Raw genomic sequence first — 20,170 nt, forward strand, 5'->3', positions numbered from 1 at the left:
GTATTACCCGAGGTCGGCACGGATGCTGCAAATCGATGTGTGCGCCACCGGGAGTCTGCTCCGCGACCCCGCGGAAACGCGTTCCACAGTAAAGAACTTCAACAAACGAAGTCAATCAGGAGACACGATGCACCCTCACGCCCCCCGCCGCCGGCGGATTGAACCTGCGCTCGCCGTGGCCCTGCTGGTCACCTTCGGTCTGACCGCCGGCTCCAGCTTCGCCGAACCCGCCAAGAGCTCACGCGAACACATCGCCGCCGCCACCGCCCGGGTGGACGAGAAGGCCGTCCGTGCCAACGCCGCGACGAGCCGCGACTGGCCGACCTACGGCCTCGACTACGCCGAGACCCGCCACAGCAAGCTCACCGGCATCAACGCCGGCAACGTCAAGCAGCTCGGCCTGGCGTGGAGCTACAACCTGGAGTCGACCCGCGGCGTCGAAGCCACCCCGCTGGTGGTGGACGGCATCATGTACGTGTCGGCCTCGTGGAGCGTGGTGCACGCGGTGGACGTGCGCAGCGGCAAGAAGCTGTGGACCTATGATCCCAAGGTGCCCCGCGAGATGGGCTACAAGGGCTGTTGCGACGTGGTGAACCGCGGTGTGGCGCTGTACAAGGGCAAGGTCTTCGTCGGCACCTTCGACGGCCGCCTGGTCGCCCTCGACGCCGCCACCGGCAAGCCGGTGTGGGAGAAGGACACCATCGAGGACCACAGCCACTCCTACACCGTCACCGGCGCACCGCGGGTCATCAAGGGCAAGGTGATCATCGGCAACGGCGGCGCCGAATACGGCGTGCGCGGCTATCTCACCGCCTACGATGCCGAGACCGGCGAGCAGAAGTGGCGCTGGTACACCGTGCCGGGCGACCCAGCCAAGCCCTTCGAGAACGAAGCCATGGCCAAGGCCGCCAAGACCTGGGACCCGGCCGGCAAGTGGTGGGTCAATGGGGGCGGCGGCACCGCCTGGAACAGCATGACCTATGACCCGGAGCTCAACCTGATGTACGTGGGCACCGGCAACGGCTCACCGTGGAACCACCGCAAGCGCAGCCCCGGCGGCGGCGACAACCTCTACCTGGCCTCCATCGTCGCCCTCGACCCGGACACCGGCAAGTACGTCTGGCATTACCAGGAGACGCCGGGCGACAACTGGGACTACACCTCGGTGCAGGACATGATCCTCACCGACCTCGTCCTCGACGGCAAGAAGCGCAAGGTGATCCTGCACGCGCCGAAGAACGGCTTCTTCTTCGTCATCGACCGGACCAACGGCAAGTTCATCTCCGCCAAACCCTTCACCGAGGTGAACTGGGCCACCGGCTACGACAAGAACGGCCGCCCCATCGAGACGCCCGAGGCCCGCTCCCGCGAGGCCTTCGACAGCGTCCCCGGCCCCTTTGGCGGCCACAACTGGCACGCCATGTCCTTCAACCCGAAGACCGGCCTGGCCTACTTCCCGGTGCAGAACGTGCCGCTCAACCTGGCCGAGGACAAGGACTGGAGCCCGAACGCCCCCCGGCCCGGCCAGCCCCAGGCTGGCACCGGCTGGAACACCGGCATGCTGATCAACACCCAGCCGCCGAAGAGCAAGCCCTTCGGCCGCCTGATCGCCTGGGACCCGGTCAAGCAGAAGGAGGTTTGGCGCCAGGAATACGCTTCGCCGTGGAACGGCGGCACCCTCACCACCGCCGGCAACCTGGTCTTCGCCGGCACCGCCGACGGGCGCTTCGCGGCCTACAGCGCCGACAAGGGCGACAAGCTGTGGGAGGCCCCGATCGGCACCGGCATCATCGCCCCGCCGGTCACCTACGAGGTGGATGGCCGCCAGTACGTGTCCATCGCGGTGGGCTGGGGCGGCGTGTTCGGTCTGTCCCAACGGGCCACCGACAAGCAGGACCACGGCCGCGTCTACACCTTTGCCGTCGGCGCCAACGCGCCGCTGCCCCAGCCGCAGCCCTACGCCCTCGGCGAGCTGATCTCCGGCGTCAAGTACGACCCGGCCCACATCGCCGAAGGCACCAAGCTCTACGTCAGCAACTGCGTGTTCTGCCACGGCGTGCCCGGTGTCGACAAGGGCGGCAACGTACCGAACCTGGGCTACGTGCCGTCCAGGGACATCGAGAACCTGTCCGACTTCGTCTTCAACGGCCCCTTCGTGAAGAAGGGCATGCCCGACTTCAGCGGCAAGCTCAGCGCCGCCGACGTGGAGAAGATCAAGGCCTTCATCCAGGGCACTGCCGACGCCGTGCGGCCCAAGCCTTGAAGCACAACCGTCGTCACTGACGCACCGCCTCCTCCGGAGCAGCAGCTCCCTCTTGCCGCGGTCCCCACCCTCCCCTTCAGGCGGACCGCGGCCCTTTTATTGCGCAGCACCCAGACCATAACAACCAGGAGACAAGACCATGACCACCACCCAGCGCTTCGCCCTGCGCCTGTGCGCCGCCAGCCTCCTCGCCGCCGGCCTGTCGGCGGGCCCGGCCTTCGCAGACGTGCGCCCCGATCCGGGCGACTACACCGGCCTGCCCGCCGGCACCAACCTGCTCCTCGCCTACGCCCAGTTCCCCCGCGGCGACAAGGTGTACAGCAAGGGCAACAAGGTCGTCGACAACCTGGACCTGTCGGTCAATGCCGGCATCCTGCGTTACGTGCACTTCATGAAGCTGGGCGACTACATCATCGACCCGCAGATCATCGTGCCCTTCGGCAGCCAGAAGATCGGCCTGTCCGACAGCAAGACCAGCGGCCTCGGCGACGTGATCTTCGGCGCCACGCTATGGACCCTCGCCGACCTGGCCAAGGGCGAGCACCTGGGCTGGTCGGTGTTCTTCACTGCCCCCACCGGCAGCGACAAGAACCAGGGCTTCGCCCTCAGCAACAACCGCTGGGCCACCGACCTGCAGGTCGGCTACATCCGCAAGCTGTCCGACAAATGGACCCTCGACCTGATCGGCGAGACCGAGTTCTACCAGGACCAGCGCGACACCAAGGCCCAGAAGGACCCGCTGCTGCAAGCCCACGGCCACCTGCGCTACCACCTCAGCGACGCCACCTACGTCGCCGCCACCTACCGCCACGCCTGGGGCGCCAAGGAGAAGCTCGACGGCGTCGAGCTGTCCGGCGCCAAGAACAACGGCACCGCGATGCTCACCTGGGCGTCCTTCGTCGACAAGCAGTGGCAGGTCCAGCTCCAGTACGCCCAGGACCTGAAGATCGAGGAAGGCCCCAAGACCAGTTCCCTGCAGGCCCGGGTGCTGTACGTCTATTGATCGCCCCCACCACGAAGAAGGAGACACGCCACATGAACCGCTTTCATGGAATCGAACTGAACCCCGCCACCGCCGCATTCCTCGCCGCGCCCCGCAAGATGCTGATCGGCGGCGAGTGGGTGGAGGCCCTGTCCGGCACCACGCTGCCGGTCATCGACCCGGCCAGCGGCGAGGCCTTCTGCCACGTGCCGGCCGGCGAGTCCGCCGACGTCGACCGCGCCGTGCAGGCCGCCCGCCGCGCCTTCGAGTCCGGCGAATGGCCGCGCCACCGCCCGGTGGACCGGGAACGCCTGTTGCTGAAACTGGCCGACCTGCTGGAAGCCAACGCCCAGGAGTTCGCCGAGCTGGAAGCCCTCGACAACGGCAAGCCGGTGACGATGGCCCGCCACGTGGATGTGGCCCTGTCGGTGGATTTCATCCGCTACATGGCCGGCTGGGCGACCAAGCTTGAAGGCGCGACGATGGAGCTGTCGGCCCCCCTGGTGCGCGACCGGGAGTTCTTCGGCTTCACCCGCCGCGAGCCGGTGGGCGTGGTCGGCGCGATCATCCCGTGGAACTTCCCGCTGCTGATGGCGGTGTGGAAGATCGCCCCGGCGCTGGCCGCCGGCTGCACGATGATCCTCAAGCCCGCCGAGGACACCCCGCTGACCGCCCTGCGCCTCGGCGAACTGGCCCAGCAGGCCGGCTACCCGGCCGGCGTGCTCAATGTACTCACCGGCCTCGGCCACACCGCCGGCGCCGCACTGGCCTCCCACCCCGGTATCAACAAGGTCGCCTTCACCGGCTCGACGGAAGTCGGCAAGCTGGTCGGCAAGGCCGCAATGGAGAACATGACCCGCGTGTCGCTGGAGCTGGGCGGCAAGAGCCCGGTAATCGTCCTCGACGACGTCGATCCGGCGGTCGCCGCGGCCGGCGCCGCCCAGGCCATCTTCTTCAACCAGGGCCAGGTGTGCACCGCCGGCTCCCGCCTGTACGTGCATCGCAGCCGCTTCGACGCGGTGGTGGAGCAGCTCGCCAGCATCGCCGACGGCATGAAGATCGGCCCGGGCATCGACCCGAGCACGCAGATCGGCCCGCTGGTTTCCAAGGTGCAGCAGAACCGCGTGCTCGACTATGTGCGCAGCGGCCTGTCGGAAGGCGCCCGCGCGGCGGCCGGCGGTGTGGGCAGCGACGGCCCGGGCTGCTTCGTGAAGCCCACCGTGCTGGTGGACGTGCATGAGGACATGCGCGTGGTGCGCGAGGAGATCTTCGGCCCGGTGGTCGTCGCCCAGCCCTTCGAGGACCTGGACGACATCGCCCGCCGTGCCAACGACACGCCCTACGGCCTCGCCGCCAGCATCTGGTCCAACGACCTGGCGCGGGTGCACCGCCTGATCCCGAAGATCCAGGCCGGCACCGTGTGGGTGAACTGCCACAACATCATCGAGAGCGTGATGCCCTTCGGCGGCTTCAAGCAGTCGGGCATCGGCCGCGAGGCCGGCCGCTCGGCGCTGGAGCTGTACACCGAGCCGAAGTCGGTGATCATGATGCTGTAAAGGCCGACGGCGCTGCCGGCCCACATTCAGGCCAGCAGCGCCACCGACTTGATCTGCGCGACGACCGGCAGGCCTTCGCGCAGGCCGAGCTGGTCTTTCGACAGGCGGGTGATGCGCGCCAGCAGCGGCGTGCCGCCCGCATCCAGGCGCACCAGGCACTGGGCCGGGTGCGCCGCGTCGCCGAAGCCGACGATGCGCGCCGGCAGGCGGTTGACGATGCTCGACGGGTGTTCGCCGGTCAGCGCGATGCTCACGTCGCGGGCCTGGATTTTCAGGCGGGCCCGCTTCCCGACGTCGAGGGCCTTGCGCGTCACCTTGATGACGCCGCCGGGGAAACCCAGGCGGGTCAGCTGGTAATCCTCGTCATGGCCGACGACCTGGGTGTCCACCAGCACCGCCGCGTCCTCGTCGAGGGCCAGCGTCAGATCGAGGCGGGCCAGCAGCTCGGCGGTCGACCCGCAGGCCGTCACCCTGCCCTGCTCCAGCAAGACCATGTGATCGGCCAGCCGCGCCACCTCGTCCGGCGAATGGCTGACGTACAGGATCGGCGTCGCCAGCTCGTCGTGCAGGCGTTCGAGATAGGGCAGGATCTCCTGCTTGCGCCGACTGTCCAGCGCCGCCAGCGGCTCGTCCATCAGCAACAGCTGCGGACTGGTCAGCAGCGCCCGGGCGATTGCCACCCGCTGGCGCTCGCCGCCGGACAGCGCGGCGGTGCCGCGCTCCAGCAGATGGCCGATGCCCAGCAGTTCGACCGCCGCCTCCCAGCCGACCTTGCGCTCCGCAGCGGCGATGCGCTTCATGCCGAACTCCAGGTTGGCGCGCACCGACAGGTGGGCGAACAGGCTGGCTTCCTGGAACACATAGCCGAGGGCGCGCTTGTGGGTCGGCAGGAAGATCCGCCGCGCGTCGTCCTGCCAGCATTCGCCGTTGATCTCCACGCGCCCGACCGGCCTCGCCAGCCCGGCCACACAGCGCAGCAGCGAGGTCTTGCCCGAACCCGAAGCTCCGAACAGCGCGGTCACGCCGCGGCCGGGCAGATTCAGGTCCGCCTCGAGGGTGAAATCCGCCAGCGGCAGGCGGCACTGCAGCTGGATGCCGGCGTCGCTCATCGCCCGCCTCCCAGCCCGTTGCGCCCGCCAACGGCGTAGAGCCCCAGCAGCACGATGAAGGAAAAGGCCAGCAGGCCGGCGGCGAGGCCGTGGGCCTGGCCGTACTCCATCGCTTCCACGTGGTTGTAGATCTGCATCGAGATGACCCGCGTCTTGTCCGGGATGTTGCCACCGATCATCAGCACCACGCCGAACTCGCCCACCGTATGCGCAAAGCCGAGGATGGCCGCGGTGATGAAGCCCGGCCGGGCCAGCGGCAGCGTGACCGTGAAGAAGGTGGCCAGTGGCGAGGCGCGCAGCGTCGCGGCGACCTCCAGCGGGCGGTCGCCCATCGCCATGAAGGCGTTCTGGATCGGCTGCACGACGAAGGGCAACGAATAGATGATCGAGGCCACCACCAGGCCGGTGAAGGTGAAGGGCAGCCGCCCGAAGCCGAGGGCCTCGGTGAAGCGCCCCACCGCCCCCTGCGGCCCCATCAGCACCAGCAGGTAGAAACCCAGCACCGTCGGCGGCAGCACGATGGGCAGCGACACCACCGCTCCGATCACGCCGCGCAGGCGCGACCGGGTGCGGGCCAGCCACCAGGCGATGGGGGTCCCTATGATCAGCAACAACACCGTGACGAGGGTGGACAGCTCGAGGGTCAGGCGAACCGCCGACCAGTCTTCCGGTGTCAATTCCATCGCTCAACCATCGATCAGAGTTCGTACCCGTAGGACTTGATGATCGCCGCCGCGGTCGGCGACTTCAGGAAGGCGGTCAGCGCCTCCACGCCGGCATGCCCCTTGCCCTTGCCGAGCACCACCGCGTCCTGACGGATCTGGCTGTAGTACTTGGACGGCACCAGCCAGTAGGAGCCACCGTCGATCAGCTTGCCGTCCTTGTGGATCTGCGAATAGGCGATGAAGCCCAGCTCGGCACTGCCCGACGACACGAACTGCTGGGCCTGGCCGATGCTCTCGGCGAGGACGATCTTGGGCTGCAGGCTGTCGGCCAGGCCGAGGGCCTTGAGGGTTTCCATCGCGGCCAGGCCGTAAGGCGCCAGCTTGGGATTGGCGACGGACAGGTGCTCGAACCTGGCGCCCTTCAGCACGTCGCCCTTGTCGTCCACCACGCCAGCCTTCGGCGACCACAGCACCAGCTTGCCGATCGCGTAGGTGAAGCTGCTGCCCGCCACGCCGTCGCCTTCCTTGACGAGCTTGGCCGGGGTTTCGTCGTCGGCCGCCAGCAGCACCTGGAAGGGCGCGCCGGACTTGATCTGGGCGTAGAACTTGCCCGTCGAGCCGAACACCAGCTGGGCCTTGTGGCCGGTGGCCTTTTCGAACTCGGCGGCGATCTTCTGCATCGGCGCGGTGAAGTTGGCGGCCACCGCCACCGACACCTCTTCAGCCTGGGCCAGCAGGGAGGAGCCGGCGAGGACGGCAAACAGCGCGAGCGAACGGAAGGAAGGTTTCATCGAAGGACTCCGGTCAGGTTGAAATTCAGTCGAAGATGGCGAGGATCACCGACGTGGCCTGGAAGACCGCACAGGCCGGCGTGCCGATGGCGAGGCCGAGGTTGTTGATGCTGTCGTGGGTCACCACCGAGGTGACGGTGCGCCCGCCGGGCAAGGTGATCGTCACTTCCGAGCTCACCGGCCCTTCGTGGATGCGGCTGACTTCGCCCCACAGGTGGTTGCGGGCAGTGGTGCGCGCCTGCGGATCGGTGATCAGCAGCACCGATGGCGCCTTGACGAAGGCGTGCACGTCCTGGCCGATGCCCAGTTCCAGCGTCTCGGCACTCTCGCGGGTGATCACCGCGACGATTTCGTTGGCATCGTCGAGACGCACCCGCACCTCGAAGCTCACCTCGCCTTCGCGCAGGCCACTGATCGTGCCGGCGAACTGGTTGCGCGCGCTGGTACGCATCGACATGCGGCGCAGCAGGGTCTGGAACTGGCGCATGCTGCCCTCCCCGCCGTCGCCGAGGCGAGCCGACAGGCGGTCGATGGCTTCCTGGTATTCCTGTTCCACCGCCCGGTACATCGCGATGACGCGGCGGCCGTAGTCGGTGAGGTTGGTACCGCCGCCATGCTTGCCGCCCACCGAACGCTCCACCAGCGGCGCCTCGGCCAGGTTGTTCATCGCGTCCACGGCGTCCCACGCCGCCTTGTAAGACAGCGGTACGGCCTTGGCGGCCTGGGAGATCGAGCCGTAGCGGTCGATGGCCTCCAGCAGGCGAATGCGCGTGTCGCCGAGAAAGGTGCCGAACTCGGTATCGACTGTCAGCTTCCCGACAAGCTTGTGGTGAATGGTGCGGCGGGTTGTCATTATTGTTCCTATATATATCGATATACAACGGAGCGTACTGTACTCCAGCAAATAGCGGGCCACCAACCCGCAGCGCGGCACGCTTGAAAGGAATCGACGCCCTTGCGCAAGCGGGCGGCACCATCGCATGCTGGCACCCGCAGCCATCGTTTCCGGAGAACGTCCCATGAAGATCAGCGCCCGCAACGCCTTCGACGGCACCATCGACGCCATCACGCTCGGCACCATCAATTCCGAGGTGGACGTGGCGCTGCCCGGCGGCCTGAAGATCGTCGCCACCGTCGCCAACGACGCGGTCAGGGAACTCAACCTCGCCGCCGGCACCCCCGTCCAGGCCTTCGTCAAAGCCTCGTCGGTACTGCTCGTGGCCGGCGGCACGGGGGCCAGGCTGTCGGCCCGCAACTGCCTCGACGGGACGATCTCGGCGATCACCGAGGGGCCGATCAGCACCGACGTAGCCCTCACCCTCGGCAACGGGCAGACCGTCCACGCCACGATCACCCATGAAAGCTCAGTCACCCTCGGCCTGAAAGTCGGCGCTCCGGCCACCGCCGCGTTCAAGGCCCCATCGGTAATCCTCGGCCTCGTCAGCTGAGCGCACCAACCCGGTTCCGCCCCCCTTCCTCCGGCACGCACCGCGATACGCGCCACACAAGCTGCTGCACTGCGCCGCAGCGCCCTATATGCACTTAAATACAGCGAACGCCCAATCGCAGTGCATTTGCGCAGCTTATTTGCGTATCAATCAGGAACCAGTTTCTCCCCCCAGGTAATCCCCCTCGCCTCACAGGCTTTCAAGAAAGGCCAGCAGCGCACGACGCTCCCCAACCGGCAGTGCTGCGAAGCGCTTGCTCGCCACCTTCGCCTCGCCGCCATGCCACAAGATCGCCTCGGTCAAGCTGCGCGCGCGGCCGTCGTGGAGATAGCGCTGCTGCTCGCTGATCGTCTGCGTCAGCCCGATCCCCCACAGCGGCGGCGTGCGCCACTCCCGCCCCGAGGCCGCGAAATCCGGCCGGCCATCGGCCAGCCCGGAACCCATGTCGTGGATCAGCAGATCCGTATAGGGCGCGATGGTCTGCCCGGCGAGGCGCGGGAAACGCGGCGACGCACCAGTCGAGAGGCTCGGCCGGTGGCACTGCGCACAGCCGCTGGCAACGAACAGCGCCTCGCCGCGCCGCACGGCCTCGCTGTCCGCATTGCGGCGGGCCGGCACGGCCAGGTGGGCCAGGTAGAACTCCGCGTCGTCCAGCTGGCGGGCGCTCAGCTCCGGCGTACCGCCGTTCGGCGCCTGCCGGCAGGCGGACTGCGCGGCGGTACAGTTCTGCGCCGGATGCAGGTCGGACGTGATTCCCAGGTCGCCCAGGAAAGCCCCGGCGATCTGTGCGCGCAGCGTCGGCATGTTGGCCTTGTAGCCGAAGCGGCCGGCCTCCAGTGCAGCGGTTTCCGGATTCCACACCCGGTTTACACGCCCTTTCACGCCGTCCGCCTTGCGCTCCGCGGCCAGCGCCGCCAGGGTCTGCGCCGACACCGCATCGAGCAGCCCCATGCCCACCACCTGCTGGCCGACCCGCGGCGAGGTCAGCACCCTGCCGATGGCCCCGTAGCCCAGTTCGGTGAAAGCCAGCCGCGGACGGCGCAGCGAGACCACTTCGCCATCCGCCAGCCGGTGCTTGGACTCGATCCAGCCCAGGCGCACGCGCCCCTCGCCGGGCACGCCGGGAATGCCTTCCTCGTTGAACTGGTCGCCATAGGCCGGGTGGGGTCGCGGTCCGCCATGCGGGCCCCGCCCGACCACCGACAGCCGTACCAGCATCGACTGCATGCGCTCGTCCGGCTGCTCCGGCGGCAGGCCGCGGCCGTTGCGGGCGTGGCAGGAGATGCAGGCCAGCCGGTTGTACAGCGGCCCGAGGCCGTCCACCTGGTCGTCCTTGGCCGGCGCCACCACCCAGCTCTGGTTGAACAGGGAGCGGCCGTGGAAGAAACGGTCCCGCTCCGCGTCGGTCAGGCCGTCCAGCGGCCGCGCGAAAGCCTCACGGCCGGCGTCCGCCACCTGCCAGTCCGCCGAGGCCCGGGCCGGCGCCCCGGCGAGAATGCCGCACACCAGCAACAGAAAACCCAGCCGCCGCATCAGGCTACCCCCAGCAGGCTGGCAGCCTTCGCGTAACGCTCATCCACGCGACTCGCCCAGGTTTTTTCCAGGCCGGCGGCCAGCGCCTCGGCGGCCGGGTCGTCGCGGCGGGCGAAGAAGGCGCGCTGGATCGCCGGATCGTCGACCTCCGCCTCCTTCAGCGGCGGCGCCGTCAGCAGCGGCCAGACCGTATTCCAGGCCGCTCCGTCGGCCGCATGCAGGCGCCGCCACAGCTCAACGAGGCGCGCATGGGGGCGCACGAAGGCCTGCCCGAAGGCCGCCGCAATCGGCGCCGCGCGGCCGCGCCCACGGGCGTTGTCGTAGAGATAGCCGCCCCGCGCGGCGGTGGCGAAGGGATCGTGGTAGCCGGCCGGCAAGCCCGCGTAGACCGACGGCCGCACCGGCAGCTTGCGGATGTCCGGGTGGGCGAGGATCTTCTGCCCGGCCTCGGACAGCACGAAGTCCACGAAGGCCTTCGCGCCGTCCGGGTTCGGGCTGCCGGCGGTCACCGCGATGTGGGCCGGATTGACGCCGCCCTGGCGCGGGTAGATGAACTTGACCGGCGCACCGTTGGCCACCGCCGAGGCGACGAAGAAGTCGATGGACAGCCCGATGCCCTTGCGCCCGCCGCCGATCTCGTCGCTGACGAAGGTGCCGCCGCGCCCGGTAAAGGCCGCATTGGCCGCGATGGCGCTCCACAGCGCCCAGCCGATGTCCCAGCCGTAGGCCTGCAGCGGAATGTCCACCAGCACCGGCGCGAAGCCCACCTCCACCGGGTCCGGCACCGCCAGGTGGCCGGCATACACCGGATCGGCCAGGTCGCTCCAGTCGGCCGCCGCCGGCAGGCCGTGGCTGTGCAGGTAGGCCGGGTTCACCGCGAAGCCGTAGCCGGCCACCTCGGACGCCGCATAGAAGCCGTCCGGATCGTTGATGACACTGCCACCGACCCGCCCCGGCAGGCCCTCCAGGCTCACTGGCAGCTTGCGGAAAGCATGCTCGTCCTTGAGCTGGGCGTAGGTCTTGGGCGACGCACTCCAGTACACGTCCACGCCACCCTGCCCCGCCTGGCGCAGGTAGGGCAAGGCGTCGTGGGGCATGCGCCAGACGATGCGCAGACGGTACTGGGGCCAGGCCTTCTCGAAAGCGGCCTCGAAACGCGACACCACCGCGTCCGGGTAGGCGGTGAGCACCACTACATCCTTCGTTGGCGCCGCCCACAGGCGGCTGGACGCCCCCGCCGCCGCAAGGGCGCCGGCGGCACGCACGAAGGCGCGGCGGGAAGGTTTGTGCAGGCTGTCCATGACCACGTCCTCAGAACTTGTAGGAACCGTTGGCGAACCACATGCGGCCGGGCATCGGGTAGCCGTCGGCCAGCGCGTAGTTGGCATCGAACAGGTTGGTCGCGCCCACCTCCAGCGCCCACGCCGGCACTGGTTTGTACACCGCCTTCACGTTGGCCAGCGCAAAGCCACCCATCTTCACGTAGGTCGCCGCGTTGCCGCTGCCGTAGGCCACCATGCGGCCGTTCTCCGCATCCACCGAGGCCTGGTATTCCCAGCGGTCGGCGGGCTTCCAGCTGGCGTAGGCGAACAGGCGGTTGCGCGGGGTGTCGGTGAGCGGGGTCGTCGAGGTCCGGTTCTCCCGATCGAGGTAGGTGTAGTTGCCGCCCACCGTCCAGCCGTGGCCGAGGGTCTGCTCCAAAGACAGCTCGACGCCGGCATGGCGCGCCTCGGCGATGTTCTGCAGCTGCGCACAGGAGGTCGCCGCGCCGACGCCCGGCTGGTTGCACAGGGACACCGGGATGATGTTCACGCGCTGCATCAGGTTCTCGATGCGGCTGTAGAACAGGCTGGCCTGGCCGCGGGCGCCGCCCCACGGGCTGCCGCGCAGGCCGGTCTCGACGTTGAGGGCGCGCTCGGGCTTGAGGTCGGGGTTCGGCAGGCCGCTGCCGAGGGACGCCGAGTAGCGGTCCTTGATGGTCGGGAAGCGGGTCTTGTGGGCGACGCTGGCAAATGCTTCGGCCCCGCCGCCAAGCTTGCGGGTCAGCTCGGCCAGCCAGTTGGTGCCGGACGTGGAGCCGGTCGGCCAGTAGTACACCTCCTTCGCGTCGCGCTGGTCGTGGCTGGCGCCGAGGCGCAGGCGCCACAGGTCGGACACGCGGATCATGTCCTCCACCGCGATGGAGGTGGTCACATCCCGGTAGTTCTTGCGGAGGGCCAGGCCGTTGTCCTGGTGCTTGTCTTCCTTGTAGTGGTAGGCGATGGCCAGCTCGTGGCCGCTGAACGCGAAGCTGTCCAGCTCGACCGACACGCCGGTGGTGGAGTCCTTGTACCAGCTCGGGAAGTTGGTGGTGTTGGCGATCAGCGAGGAATAGCTGCCGTTGGAGTAGGCGAGGATCTTGTTGTCGTAGTTGTCCTGGTACACCCGAGCCTTGACGACGTGGTCCTGCCCGACCGCCACGTTGGCGATGAAATAGGTGCTCTCCAGGTTCCAGTACGGCCACTGCCAGAAGCGGCTGTTGGCGCCGCCGCCGATGCTCAGGTACTGCCCCGGCGCATTGCCGGCGTAGGGCGGGTTGCCCTTGCGGCCGTTCTGTTGAACGTAGCCGATGGCGTATTCATCGGTGGCGTTGGGGGTCAGGCCCAGCTTGAGGGACAGGCGGGAGTCGGTCTGGTAGGAGTTCTCCCGGTGACCGCCGTCCTCCAGCACGTTGCGGGTCGCGTTGCTGGCGCTGGTCGGAATGGACTTCGCCGAGTAATTGTTCGACAGCGGGAAGTAGTTGCTGTCGGTGTAGGACGCGCCGAGCTGCATGTACCACATGCCCTGGTTGCTGCCCACGTTGGCGGCGTATTTCTGCAGGCCGCCGGCGCCGAAGCCGGCCCGCAGGTCGCCTTCGAGTTCCTTCACCGGCTTGCGGCTGACCAGGTTGATCGCCCCGCCCAGCGTGTTGGGTCCGTAGAGCAGCGATGCAGCGCCCTTGGCGACGCGGATCTCCGCCAGGTCGAAGGTCGTGAAGCGGCCGAAGTCCACATAGCCGTCATAGGGCACGTAGGCCGGAATGCCGTCGATGAACAGCGGCACCTGGCGCACGTCGAAGCCGCGCAGATAGACGATGTCCTCGTTGCGGCTGTTGCGGGACAGGCTGATCCCCGGCGTCAGCGCCACCGCATTGCCGAGGGTGTCGCGGTTGAACTGGCGCAGGGCCTCGCCCTTGATCACGGTTTCCCCCGGCACCGCCGCATCGACCGGGCTGGCCACCACATCCACCGTACCGAGCTGGAACACCCCGTCCGCCGCCACCGCCGATCCGGCCAGCGCCGCCGACACGCCGCTCATCACCCACGCCTGCATCTGTTTCTTTTTCATCTTCACAGAGACCCCCTGAACACCATCTATATAAATTTGTATATATCGAAAGACAGATCTTTTTCCGCTCAATCCCAGCAATGACCGTGCCTGCGGAAAAATCCTTGTGCACCGCACACAAACCCAAGCAGAACTTTGTATCGATGTGTAACTTACTACATAACGATGTCTGAAACCCTACAAATTGAAGGCTTATTGAGCTCCACCGCAAATAACTTGATCCGCCGCAAGAATGGACTTCGCACCGTTTCCGTACGCACCGAAACAGGCAAGACAGCCTTCATTTGGGTGCAACGCAGCAAACAGGCACGCCAGGTGCTAACAACGCTATATCAGTAACAACATATCGAATAAGGTTCGTGTCCACCATGAGAATCCGCTCCGCCCCGCGCCGTCGCCCGACGGCCCGCCCCTCCATTCCCACGCCTGTCGCCGCTGCGGTCGGGGCCGCCTTCGCCAGCATTCTCATTTCCGCCGACCTGCGCGCGGCCGACACGCCGACGCTGGGCGTGGTTCAGGTCACCGGCACTGCGGAACCCGGCTACGCCGGCTTCCTGTCTTCGCGGCCGGACACGTCCGCCACGGCGTACCAGGTCGGCCCGGACGGCCTCGAGACCTTCGGCGCCGCAGGCGGCACCAATCCCTACACGATGGTTTCCGGCCTGCCGGCCGTGAAGGTGCAGGCCCTCGATCCCTACGGCCTGACCAGCCGGATCGGCGGCAACAAGGGCATGCGGGTGCGCGGCATCGCCGCCTGGCACGGCGCCGTCGGCACCGTGGATGGCCTGACCCTGTCCAACATCAACCCCGGCCCCGGCTATCTGCAGATGTTCGACGTGGAGAACCTGGCCGGCGTGAGCCTGGCCCAGGGGCCGATCGCACCCGATCAGGCCGCCCTCTTCAACACCGCCGGCGCCCTCGACAGCCAGATCCTGTGGCCGACGCAGCAGGCCGGCGGCAGCTTATCCGCCGCCAGCGGCGACAACGGTTTCGAGCGCTACTTCGCACGGGTGGACAGCGGCAGCTTCGGCCCGGCCAATACGCGGATCGCCGCGTCCGCCTCCACCGCCCGCGCCAACCTGTGGCGCGGCCCCGGCCAGGCCGAGCGCGAGAACTACCTGCTGGCCGTCGCCACCGACCTGGGCAAGCTCACACTCAAGCTGCTGGCGGTGAACAGCAACATCGACCAGAACAACTACAAGCCGCTGACCGCCGCCCAGGCCCTCGACCTGTCCACCTACCGCTACACCGGCTACGACGCCAAGCCGGTGGCCGGCAACTACCAGAACTACTACGCCTACAACCGCCAGAGCTTCAACAACCAGGCCTACATCGGCGAGGCCGAATACCGCGTCAGCAACGACACCCGGGCCCGCCTCAAGTTGTTCAGCTTCGACGAGTCCGGCTCCACCTTCGATGCCAATGGCACCAACAAGGTCCGCCAGTGGATCATGGAGCACAACAGCTTCGGCGCCAGCGCCGACGTGGAAACCCGCATCGACGCCACCCGCCTCAAGGCCGGCTACAGCTACACGTCGATGCAGCCCCCCGGCCCGCCCAACGCCCAGCGCTTCTACACCGCCACCGCCAGCGGCCTGAGCTGGGCCGCCGCCACCGCCAGCAGCAGCAACCAGGGCTGGACCACCCTCAGCGAAGTCACCGGCCGCCACGTTTTCCAGACCCTCTTCGCGATGGCCTCCTGGCAGTACCAGGCGCTGCAGGTCGAAGGCGGCCTGCGCTGGTTCCAGGAAAAGATGCCGAGCCTCGCCGAGTACACCAAGACCGGCGTCGGCGACGTGTCCTACCGCGCCGCGCTGGCCGCCTCGCCGGGCGTCTCGGTGGCGGTGGACGGCCAGACCGTCGACAAGGTGCTGCCGTGGTTCGGCCTGCGCTACGCCTTCACGCCGGCCGTCGAAGGGCGCTTCTCGGCCGGCCGCAACATCGGCCCGGCCTCCTTCGACATCTGGAACAGCAACATCCGCAACCTCAAGGCCAGCCAGCAGGCCCTCGCCCAGAGCCTGTGGAACAAGCTCAAGCCGGAAACCGACGACGCCGCCGACCTCGGCCTGCGCCTGCGCTTCGCCCAGGGCTACGTGGAGCCGACGGTCTACTACGCCAGCATCAACAACAAGTCGGTGAACGTGTATGACCCGACGGTCGGCCTCAACTACGGCCAGAACATCGGCAACGGCCACCTGGCCGGCGTGCAACTGGCCGCCGGCTGGGAACCGCGCCCCAGCCTCAACCTGTTCGGCAGCGCGTCGTGGAGCCGCGCAGTGTTCGACGAGAACCTGAGCACCGCGGCCAGCACCGTCGTGGCCGTCAAGGGCCAGCAGTTCCCCGACACCCCGCGCCTCATCGGCACCCTCGGCGCCGAATGGAAGGCCGGCGACTTCCGCGCCGTGCCGCTGCTGCGCTACATGGGCGGCCGCTACGACGACTCGGTGCATACCAACCGCTTCGGCGGCTACACGCTGGTGGACCTGGAACTGGGCTACCACTGGCAGATCGGCCCGACCCGCGTGGATGCCAGCCTCAGCGCCCTCAACCTGTTCGACCGCAAGTACCTCGGCCTGATCGACTCCGGCGACCTGCAGACCGGCACCACCAACTATTACCCCGGCAACCCGCGCACCCTGCTCGGCAAGCTGGCGCTGAGCTTCTGAGGTCCGCGATGACATCCCTCAACCTGCGGCGCCTGACGCCGCTGCTGGCCGGCCTGCTGCTGGCCGTCGCCCGGCCCGCCACCGCCAACCCCACGCCACCGGTACTGCACGTGGCGGTGGTCGGCGGCCCGGTGATGGCCGGCGTGTGGCCTGAACTGGCCCGCCGGGCCAGCAAGGCCACCGGCGTTGCCATCGAACTGGTCGCCGCGGCGCCCAAGGAGAGCGTCGTACCGGTCTTCCAGCACGGCGAGGCCGACCTGCTGGTGATCCACGGCAGCGACGAGACCTTCCAGCTCCTCGCCGCGGGCTACGCCGCGCCGCTGCGCGCCTGGGCCCTCAACGAGCACGTGCTGGTCGGCCCCGCCAGCGATCCGGCCGGCATCGCCGACGCACCCGACGCCGCCGAGGCGCTGCGCCGCATCGCCGCCCACGACGCGCCGCTGCTGGCCTTCCGCGATCCCGGCAGCTTCACCATCGTGCAGCACCTGTGGCGCCAGGCCGGCCTGCGCCCCGGCCCGCGCCAGCAGCTCTACGACGACGCCGAGCGCCCGCAGGAAGTCCTGCTGTCCGCCGCCCGCCAGGGCGCCTACGCGGTGGTCGGGCACATGCCGGTAGCCTTCGGCAAGATGCCCGACGCCGGTCTCAAGGTGCTGCTGAAGGGCGATCCGGCGATGCGCCGGGTCTTCGTGGTGGTCGAGCCCGGCCCGCGCCATCCGGCCGACGGCCCGCGCCGCCGTCTGGCCCACCGCATCGCCGACTACCTCACCGGGCCCCGGGGCCAGGCCGATCTCATCGCTGCCGACCGGGCCGCCGGCGGCCCGTGGATCTTCCCCCTGTCGGCCACCGGCCGGCGCCTGCCCAGCCCGGAGTAAGCCATGCGTTTTCTTCTCGCCCTCCTCCGCCCGATGAGCCTGCTGGCGCTACTGTTCCTCGCCGCTCCGCCTGCACCGGCACGGGAGATCGTGGACATGGCCGGCCGCCGTGTGCAGGTGCCGGAGCGCATCAAGCGCGTCTACGGCTCCGCCCCGCCGCTCAGCGTGCTTCTGGCGATGGTCGCGCCCGAGACGATGGTCGGCGTCAACCTGGTCTTCGAGCCGGAAGCCCGCCGCTACCTGCCCGCCGGCCTCGCCGACCTGCCGGTGCTCGGCGGCGTCTATGGCATGGGCCGCGCTGCCAACCCGGAGGAAGTGCTGGGCACCCGTGCCCAGATCGCGCTGGCCTGGCAGAGCCCCTTCGTGGACCGGGAGATGGTGGAGAACTTCTTCGGCCGCATCGGCATGCCGGTGGTCTTCATCCACCTCGACACCCTCGCCGACTGGCCGGCGGCGCTCCGCTTCACCGGCCGCCTGCTGGGCCGTGACGGCAAGGCCAGTGAAGCCCAGGCCACCTACGTCGAGAAGGCCCTGGCCCGCCTGCAGGCCGGCATCGCCGCCATCCCCGAAAAGGAACGAGTGCGCGTTTACTACGCCGAAGGCCCGGCCGGCCTCACCACCGACTGCCACCGTTCCTTTCACACCGAGGCCATCGAACTGGCCGGCGGCTACAACATCCACCGCTGCGAGCCCCGTACCCACATGGGCATGGAGGCGATCAGCCTGGAGCAGGTCATCGCCGCCGACCCGCAGGTGATCCTCGCCCAGGACCCGAAGTTCGCCGCCGCCGTGCGCAGCGACCCGCGCTGGCAGGCCATCCGCGCGGTGAAGGACGGCCACATCTACGCGGTGCCGCGCTGGCCCTTCAACTGGCTCGACCGCCCGCCCTCCGCGATGCGCGCCCTCGGCGCCCAGTGGCTGGCCAGCGTGTTCTACCCCAACCGCCTGCCGCTGGACCTGCGCCGGGAAACCCGCGAGTTCTACCGTCTGTTCCTGCACACGCAGGTCAGCGACGGCGACCTCGCCGAACTCCTGCCCCGTCCCTGACCCTTTTTCCGGAGATTGCCCGCATGTGCCAGGCCCCTTCCTCGACCGCTCCGTCCGCTTCCAGCACCTCCACCACGGAGCTGCCGCTACTGTCCGCCGACGCTCCCGCCTGTGGCTGCGGCGGCCCGGCGAACTTCACGCCGCAGTTCGGCCACACCTGCATGCGCACGCGCCACTTCCCCTTCACCATCGACGAAGCCGCCCGCGAAACCTGGCTGGATCTCCTGTGGCAGGCCCTGGACGAGGAAGGCCTCCCCGACGACGTGCGCGAGGAATACTGGAACTGGCTGGAAGCCATGTCGATCCGCATGATCAACCGGCGTACCACCAAGGCGGCGCCGGCCCGCCGCCCCTACGCCGCAATGGCCGCCCAGCGCGGCCCCACCGCTCTCGCATGATGTGAGACTCCAGCTCGCGTAAAGCGCGCCTTGGCCGTGCACCGGCAACGGAGCACGGCCTTTTTTGGGTGCATGGCAGCGGAAACCCACGCCCCTGGCCGCGCTCCGGCCCGCTCCGCACACCGCCCAAGGCACGCCGCCGCGGCTCCTGCCCACCGGCACGCTATTTGCACAAGTACATAACGAAACGGCGTGATGCGCCAAATCCGGCGCAAGGCCACGGTTTCTGAAGTACAACCGACAAAGACTGTAATAACAACGACACTGACGGCCGACACGGCCGGAGTTGCCACCGACAAACGAGGCTCGACCATGTCTCACGCAACGCTATATACACATCAATACTTTGACATCCGCCCCGGCCACACCCGCCGCACGGAAACCTCGATCCGCTGGAACGAGGGCCTGCCCCCCGAATGGCAGGAGCAGGTCATCGCGCCCCTGTATTTCGACCACTACATGGATTACGTGGTCACCGCGGCCCGCATCCTCGGCCGCGACGAGGACGACAACGCCTGCTACTGCGCCCACAGCTACGTGCTCGAGGAAAGCCGCGGGCCGGAGATCCCCACCGCCTTCCGCACCCTGGCCTACGCCGAGTCCCTGCGCGCCTGGCGCCTGCGTGACGGTCGCTGGCTGATCCACCGGGTGGTCGTCCGCGACGGCGAGCTGGACAAGGCCCACGGCTTCTTCTCCCTCGCCGAATCGATGCCGCGCTGAGGCGGACGGGATGAACGCCACGGTGCATGCCCCGGCAGCGGGCCCCCGGCTCGGCGCGGCGGGCGTCGTCCTCGCCGCCCACGGCCTGGCCGCGGCGGGCCTGCTGGCCCTGAGCCCCCCGGCGCCGCAGACGGAAGCACCGAAGATCCTGCAGGTCGCCTGGATCGCCGAACCCACGGTGCCCACGCCGCAGCCCCCCGCAGCACCAACAGCCACGCCACCGACGCCCCGCCCCCAGCAGGCCCGCACCGCAGCCTCACCGGCGCCCCGGCCGGCAGCGCGACCATCAGCGGCACCGTTGCAGTCCAGCCGTCCGGTGGCAATGCCCCCCTCACCGGCCACCTCAGCCGCCCCTGCGCCCAGCGCCCCCCCACCGGCCGACAGCACCCCGGACAGCCGCGCCCACGAATCTCCCGCGCCCCGCGAAGCCGCCACGCCAGCGTCGCACAGCGCCGCCCCGGTGACGGACAGCCCGCCGCATTTCGACGCCGACTACCTGAGCAACCCAGCCCCCGACTATCCCGCCGCCAGCCGCCAGTTGCGGGAACAGGGCAACGTGCAGCTGCGGGTCTTCGTCACCACCGACGGCCGCGCCGGCGACATCCGGGTGCATCAAGGCTCCGGCTTCGAGCGCCTCGACCAGGCAGCCATCGACGCGGTGCGCCGCTGGCGCTTCGTCCCCGCCCGTCAGGGCGACGGCCCGGTGGCCGCGTGGGTCATCGTCCCCATCAACTTCACCCTGCGGAGATCCTGA

General features: G+C 68.7%; 17 protein-coding genes. 10 read left to right on the plus strand and 7 right to left on the minus strand.

All coding sequences use genetic code 11. From position 1 onward, the window contains the following. Positions 1-127: 127 nt before the first annotated feature. From AC3QL2_RS05640 to AC3QL2_RS05650, 3 genes are all read left to right on the plus strand, one after another. Positions 128-2,263, plus strand: coding sequence for a PQQ-dependent dehydrogenase, methanol/ethanol family (locus AC3QL2_RS05640; RefSeq protein WP_493231943.1), 2,136 nt, complete (start codon positions 128-130; stop codon positions 2,261-2,263). A 139-nt stretch (positions 2,264-2,402) separates the two neighbouring features. Next, the gene (locus tag AC3QL2_RS05645; RefSeq protein WP_493231941.1) at positions 2,403-3,266 is read left to right on the plus strand and encodes a transporter; all 864 of its coding nucleotides are present in this window, start codon (positions 2,403-2,405) and stop codon (positions 3,264-3,266) included. A 32-nt stretch (positions 3,267-3,298) separates the two neighbouring features. Further along, complete coding sequence (locus AC3QL2_RS05650) at positions 3,299-4,801, plus strand: aldehyde dehydrogenase family protein (RefSeq protein WP_493231939.1); 1,503 nt, start codon at positions 3,299-3,301, stop codon at positions 4,799-4,801. A 26-nt stretch (positions 4,802-4,827) separates the two neighbouring features. On the opposite strand, the gene modC is transcribed toward AC3QL2_RS05650, so the two are convergent. Genes modC through AC3QL2_RS05670 form a run of 4 tightly spaced genes read right to left on the minus strand, consistent with a single transcriptional unit; the run spans position 4,828 to position 8,219 of the window. Continuing rightward, a complete protein-coding gene (modC, locus tag AC3QL2_RS05655) occupies positions 4,828-5,910 on the minus strand; it encodes a molybdenum ABC transporter ATP-binding protein (RefSeq protein ID WP_493231938.1) in 1,083 nt (360 codons plus the stop codon). Further along, on the minus strand, positions 5,907-6,593 hold the full coding sequence (modB, locus tag AC3QL2_RS05660) for a molybdate ABC transporter permease subunit (RefSeq protein ID WP_493231936.1): 687 nt from the start codon (positions 6,591-6,593) through the stop codon (positions 5,907-5,909). Before modB ends, modC begins: the two co-directional genes overlap by 4 nt. 14 nt (positions 6,594-6,607) lie before the next feature. After that, entirely contained in the window at positions 6,608-7,366 is a 759-nt protein-coding gene (gene modA, locus AC3QL2_RS05665) for a molybdate ABC transporter substrate-binding protein (protein WP_493231934.1), read from the minus strand. Positions 7,367-7,391: 25 nt separating this feature from the next. Beyond that, complete coding sequence (locus AC3QL2_RS05670) at positions 7,392-8,219, minus strand: TOBE domain-containing protein (RefSeq protein WP_493231932.1); 828 nt, start codon at positions 8,217-8,219, stop codon at positions 7,392-7,394. 166 nt (positions 8,220-8,385) lie between these two features. Here AC3QL2_RS05670 and AC3QL2_RS05675 point away from each other — a divergent pair, with 166 nt between their 5' ends. Continuing rightward, a complete protein-coding gene (locus AC3QL2_RS05675; protein WP_493231931.1) occupies positions 8,386-8,814 on the plus strand; it encodes a TOBE domain-containing protein in 429 nt (142 codons plus the stop codon). 189 nt (positions 8,815-9,003) lie between these two features. Here AC3QL2_RS05675 and AC3QL2_RS05680 read toward each other — a convergent pair whose 3' ends face one another. From AC3QL2_RS05680 to AC3QL2_RS05690, 3 genes are read right to left on the minus strand one after another with little or no spacing between them, the layout of a single operon-like run. Beyond that, positions 9,004-10,347, minus strand: coding sequence for a di-heme oxidoreductase family protein (locus AC3QL2_RS05680; RefSeq protein ID WP_493231929.1), 1,344 nt, complete (start codon positions 10,345-10,347; stop codon positions 9,004-9,006). After that, complete coding sequence (locus AC3QL2_RS05685) at positions 10,347-11,648, minus strand: ABC transporter substrate-binding protein (RefSeq protein WP_493231927.1); 1,302 nt, start codon at positions 11,646-11,648, stop codon at positions 10,347-10,349. The genes AC3QL2_RS05680 and AC3QL2_RS05685 overlap by 1 nt, the downstream gene beginning before the upstream one ends. 10 nt (positions 11,649-11,658) lie before the next feature. Next, positions 11,659-13,713 (minus strand): TonB-dependent receptor plug domain-containing protein, encoded by a 2,055-nt coding sequence (locus AC3QL2_RS05690; RefSeq protein ID WP_493231925.1) that lies wholly within the window; start codon positions 13,711-13,713, stop codon positions 11,659-11,661. Positions 13,714-14,081: 368 nt separating this feature from the next. Here AC3QL2_RS05690 and AC3QL2_RS05695 point away from each other — a divergent pair, with 368 nt between their 5' ends. From AC3QL2_RS05695 to AC3QL2_RS05720, 6 genes are all read left to right on the plus strand, one after another. Further along, positions 14,082-16,379 (plus strand): TonB-dependent receptor, encoded by a 2,298-nt coding sequence (locus AC3QL2_RS05695; RefSeq protein WP_493232312.1) that lies wholly within the window; start codon positions 14,082-14,084, stop codon positions 16,377-16,379. Between the two features lie 8 nt (positions 16,380-16,387). Next, entirely contained in the window at positions 16,388-17,251 is an 864-nt protein-coding gene (locus AC3QL2_RS05700; protein ID WP_493231924.1) for a substrate-binding domain-containing protein, read from the plus strand. A gap of 3 nt (positions 17,252-17,254) precedes the next feature. Then, positions 17,255-18,298, plus strand: coding sequence for an ABC transporter substrate-binding protein (locus AC3QL2_RS05705; protein WP_493231922.1), 1,044 nt, complete (start codon positions 17,255-17,257; stop codon positions 18,296-18,298). 23 nt (positions 18,299-18,321) lie between these two features. Beyond that, complete coding sequence (locus AC3QL2_RS05710) at positions 18,322-18,696, plus strand: globin domain-containing protein (protein WP_493231921.1); 375 nt, start codon at positions 18,322-18,324, stop codon at positions 18,694-18,696. A 312-nt stretch (positions 18,697-19,008) separates the two neighbouring features. After that, entirely contained in the window at positions 19,009-19,416 is a 408-nt protein-coding gene (locus tag AC3QL2_RS05715; RefSeq protein WP_481117608.1) for a hypothetical protein, read from the plus strand. Positions 19,417-19,426: 10 nt separating this feature from the next. Next, positions 19,427-20,170 carry an energy transducer TonB gene (locus AC3QL2_RS05720; protein ID WP_493231919.1) on the plus strand — a complete coding sequence of 248 codons (744 nt, stop codon included), beginning with the start codon at positions 19,427-19,429 and terminating at the stop codon, positions 20,168-20,170.

The sequence above is a fragment of the Zoogloea sp. GW822-FHT05C07 genome, assembly GCF_058800215.1.

Excerpts from the sequence above, each read along its gene's own strand:
- AC3QL2_RS05675 (WP_493231931.1), top strand. The coding sequence starts at position 8,386 with ATGAAGATCAGCGCCCGCAACGCCTTCGACGGCACCATCGACGCCATC.
- AC3QL2_RS05700 (WP_493231924.1), top strand. The coding sequence starts at position 16,388 with ATGACATCCCTCAACCTGCGGCGCCTGACGCCGCTGCTGGCCGGCCTG.
- AC3QL2_RS05715 (WP_481117608.1), top strand. The coding sequence starts at position 19,009 with ATGTCTCACGCAACGCTATATACACATCAATACTTTGACATCCGCCCC.
- AC3QL2_RS05685 (WP_493231927.1), bottom strand. The coding sequence starts at position 11,648 with ATGGACAGCCTGCACAAACCTTCCCGCCGCGCCTTCGTGCGTGCCGCC.
- AC3QL2_RS05710 (WP_493231921.1), top strand. The coding sequence starts at position 18,322 with ATGTGCCAGGCCCCTTCCTCGACCGCTCCGTCCGCTTCCAGCACCTCC.
- AC3QL2_RS05690 (WP_493231925.1), bottom strand. The coding sequence starts at position 13,713 with ATGAAAAAGAAACAGATGCAGGCGTGGGTGATGAGCGGCGTGTCGGCG.
- AC3QL2_RS05650 (WP_493231939.1), top strand. The coding sequence starts at position 3,299 with ATGAACCGCTTTCATGGAATCGAACTGAACCCCGCCACCGCCGCATTC.
- modA (WP_493231934.1), bottom strand. The coding sequence starts at position 7,366 with ATGAAACCTTCCTTCCGTTCGCTCGCGCTGTTTGCCGTCCTCGCCGGC.
- modB (WP_493231936.1), bottom strand. The coding sequence starts at position 6,593 with ATGGAATTGACACCGGAAGACTGGTCGGCGGTTCGCCTGACCCTCGAG.
- AC3QL2_RS05695 (WP_493232312.1), top strand. The coding sequence starts at position 14,082 with ATGAGAATCCGCTCCGCCCCGCGCCGTCGCCCGACGGCCCGCCCCTCC.
- AC3QL2_RS05680 (WP_493231929.1), bottom strand. The coding sequence starts at position 10,347 with ATGCGGCGGCTGGGTTTTCTGTTGCTGGTGTGCGGCATTCTCGCCGGG.
- AC3QL2_RS05670 (WP_493231932.1), bottom strand. The coding sequence starts at position 8,219 with ATGACAACCCGCCGCACCATTCACCACAAGCTTGTCGGGAAGCTGACA.
- AC3QL2_RS05645 (WP_493231941.1), top strand. The coding sequence starts at position 2,403 with ATGACCACCACCCAGCGCTTCGCCCTGCGCCTGTGCGCCGCCAGCCTC.
- AC3QL2_RS05640 (WP_493231943.1), top strand. The coding sequence starts at position 128 with ATGCACCCTCACGCCCCCCGCCGCCGGCGGATTGAACCTGCGCTCGCC.
- modC (WP_493231938.1), bottom strand. The coding sequence starts at position 5,910 with ATGAGCGACGCCGGCATCCAGCTGCAGTGCCGCCTGCCGCTGGCGGAT.
- AC3QL2_RS05720 (WP_493231919.1), top strand. The coding sequence starts at position 19,427 with ATGAACGCCACGGTGCATGCCCCGGCAGCGGGCCCCCGGCTCGGCGCG.
- AC3QL2_RS05705 (WP_493231922.1), top strand. The coding sequence starts at position 17,255 with ATGCGTTTTCTTCTCGCCCTCCTCCGCCCGATGAGCCTGCTGGCGCTA.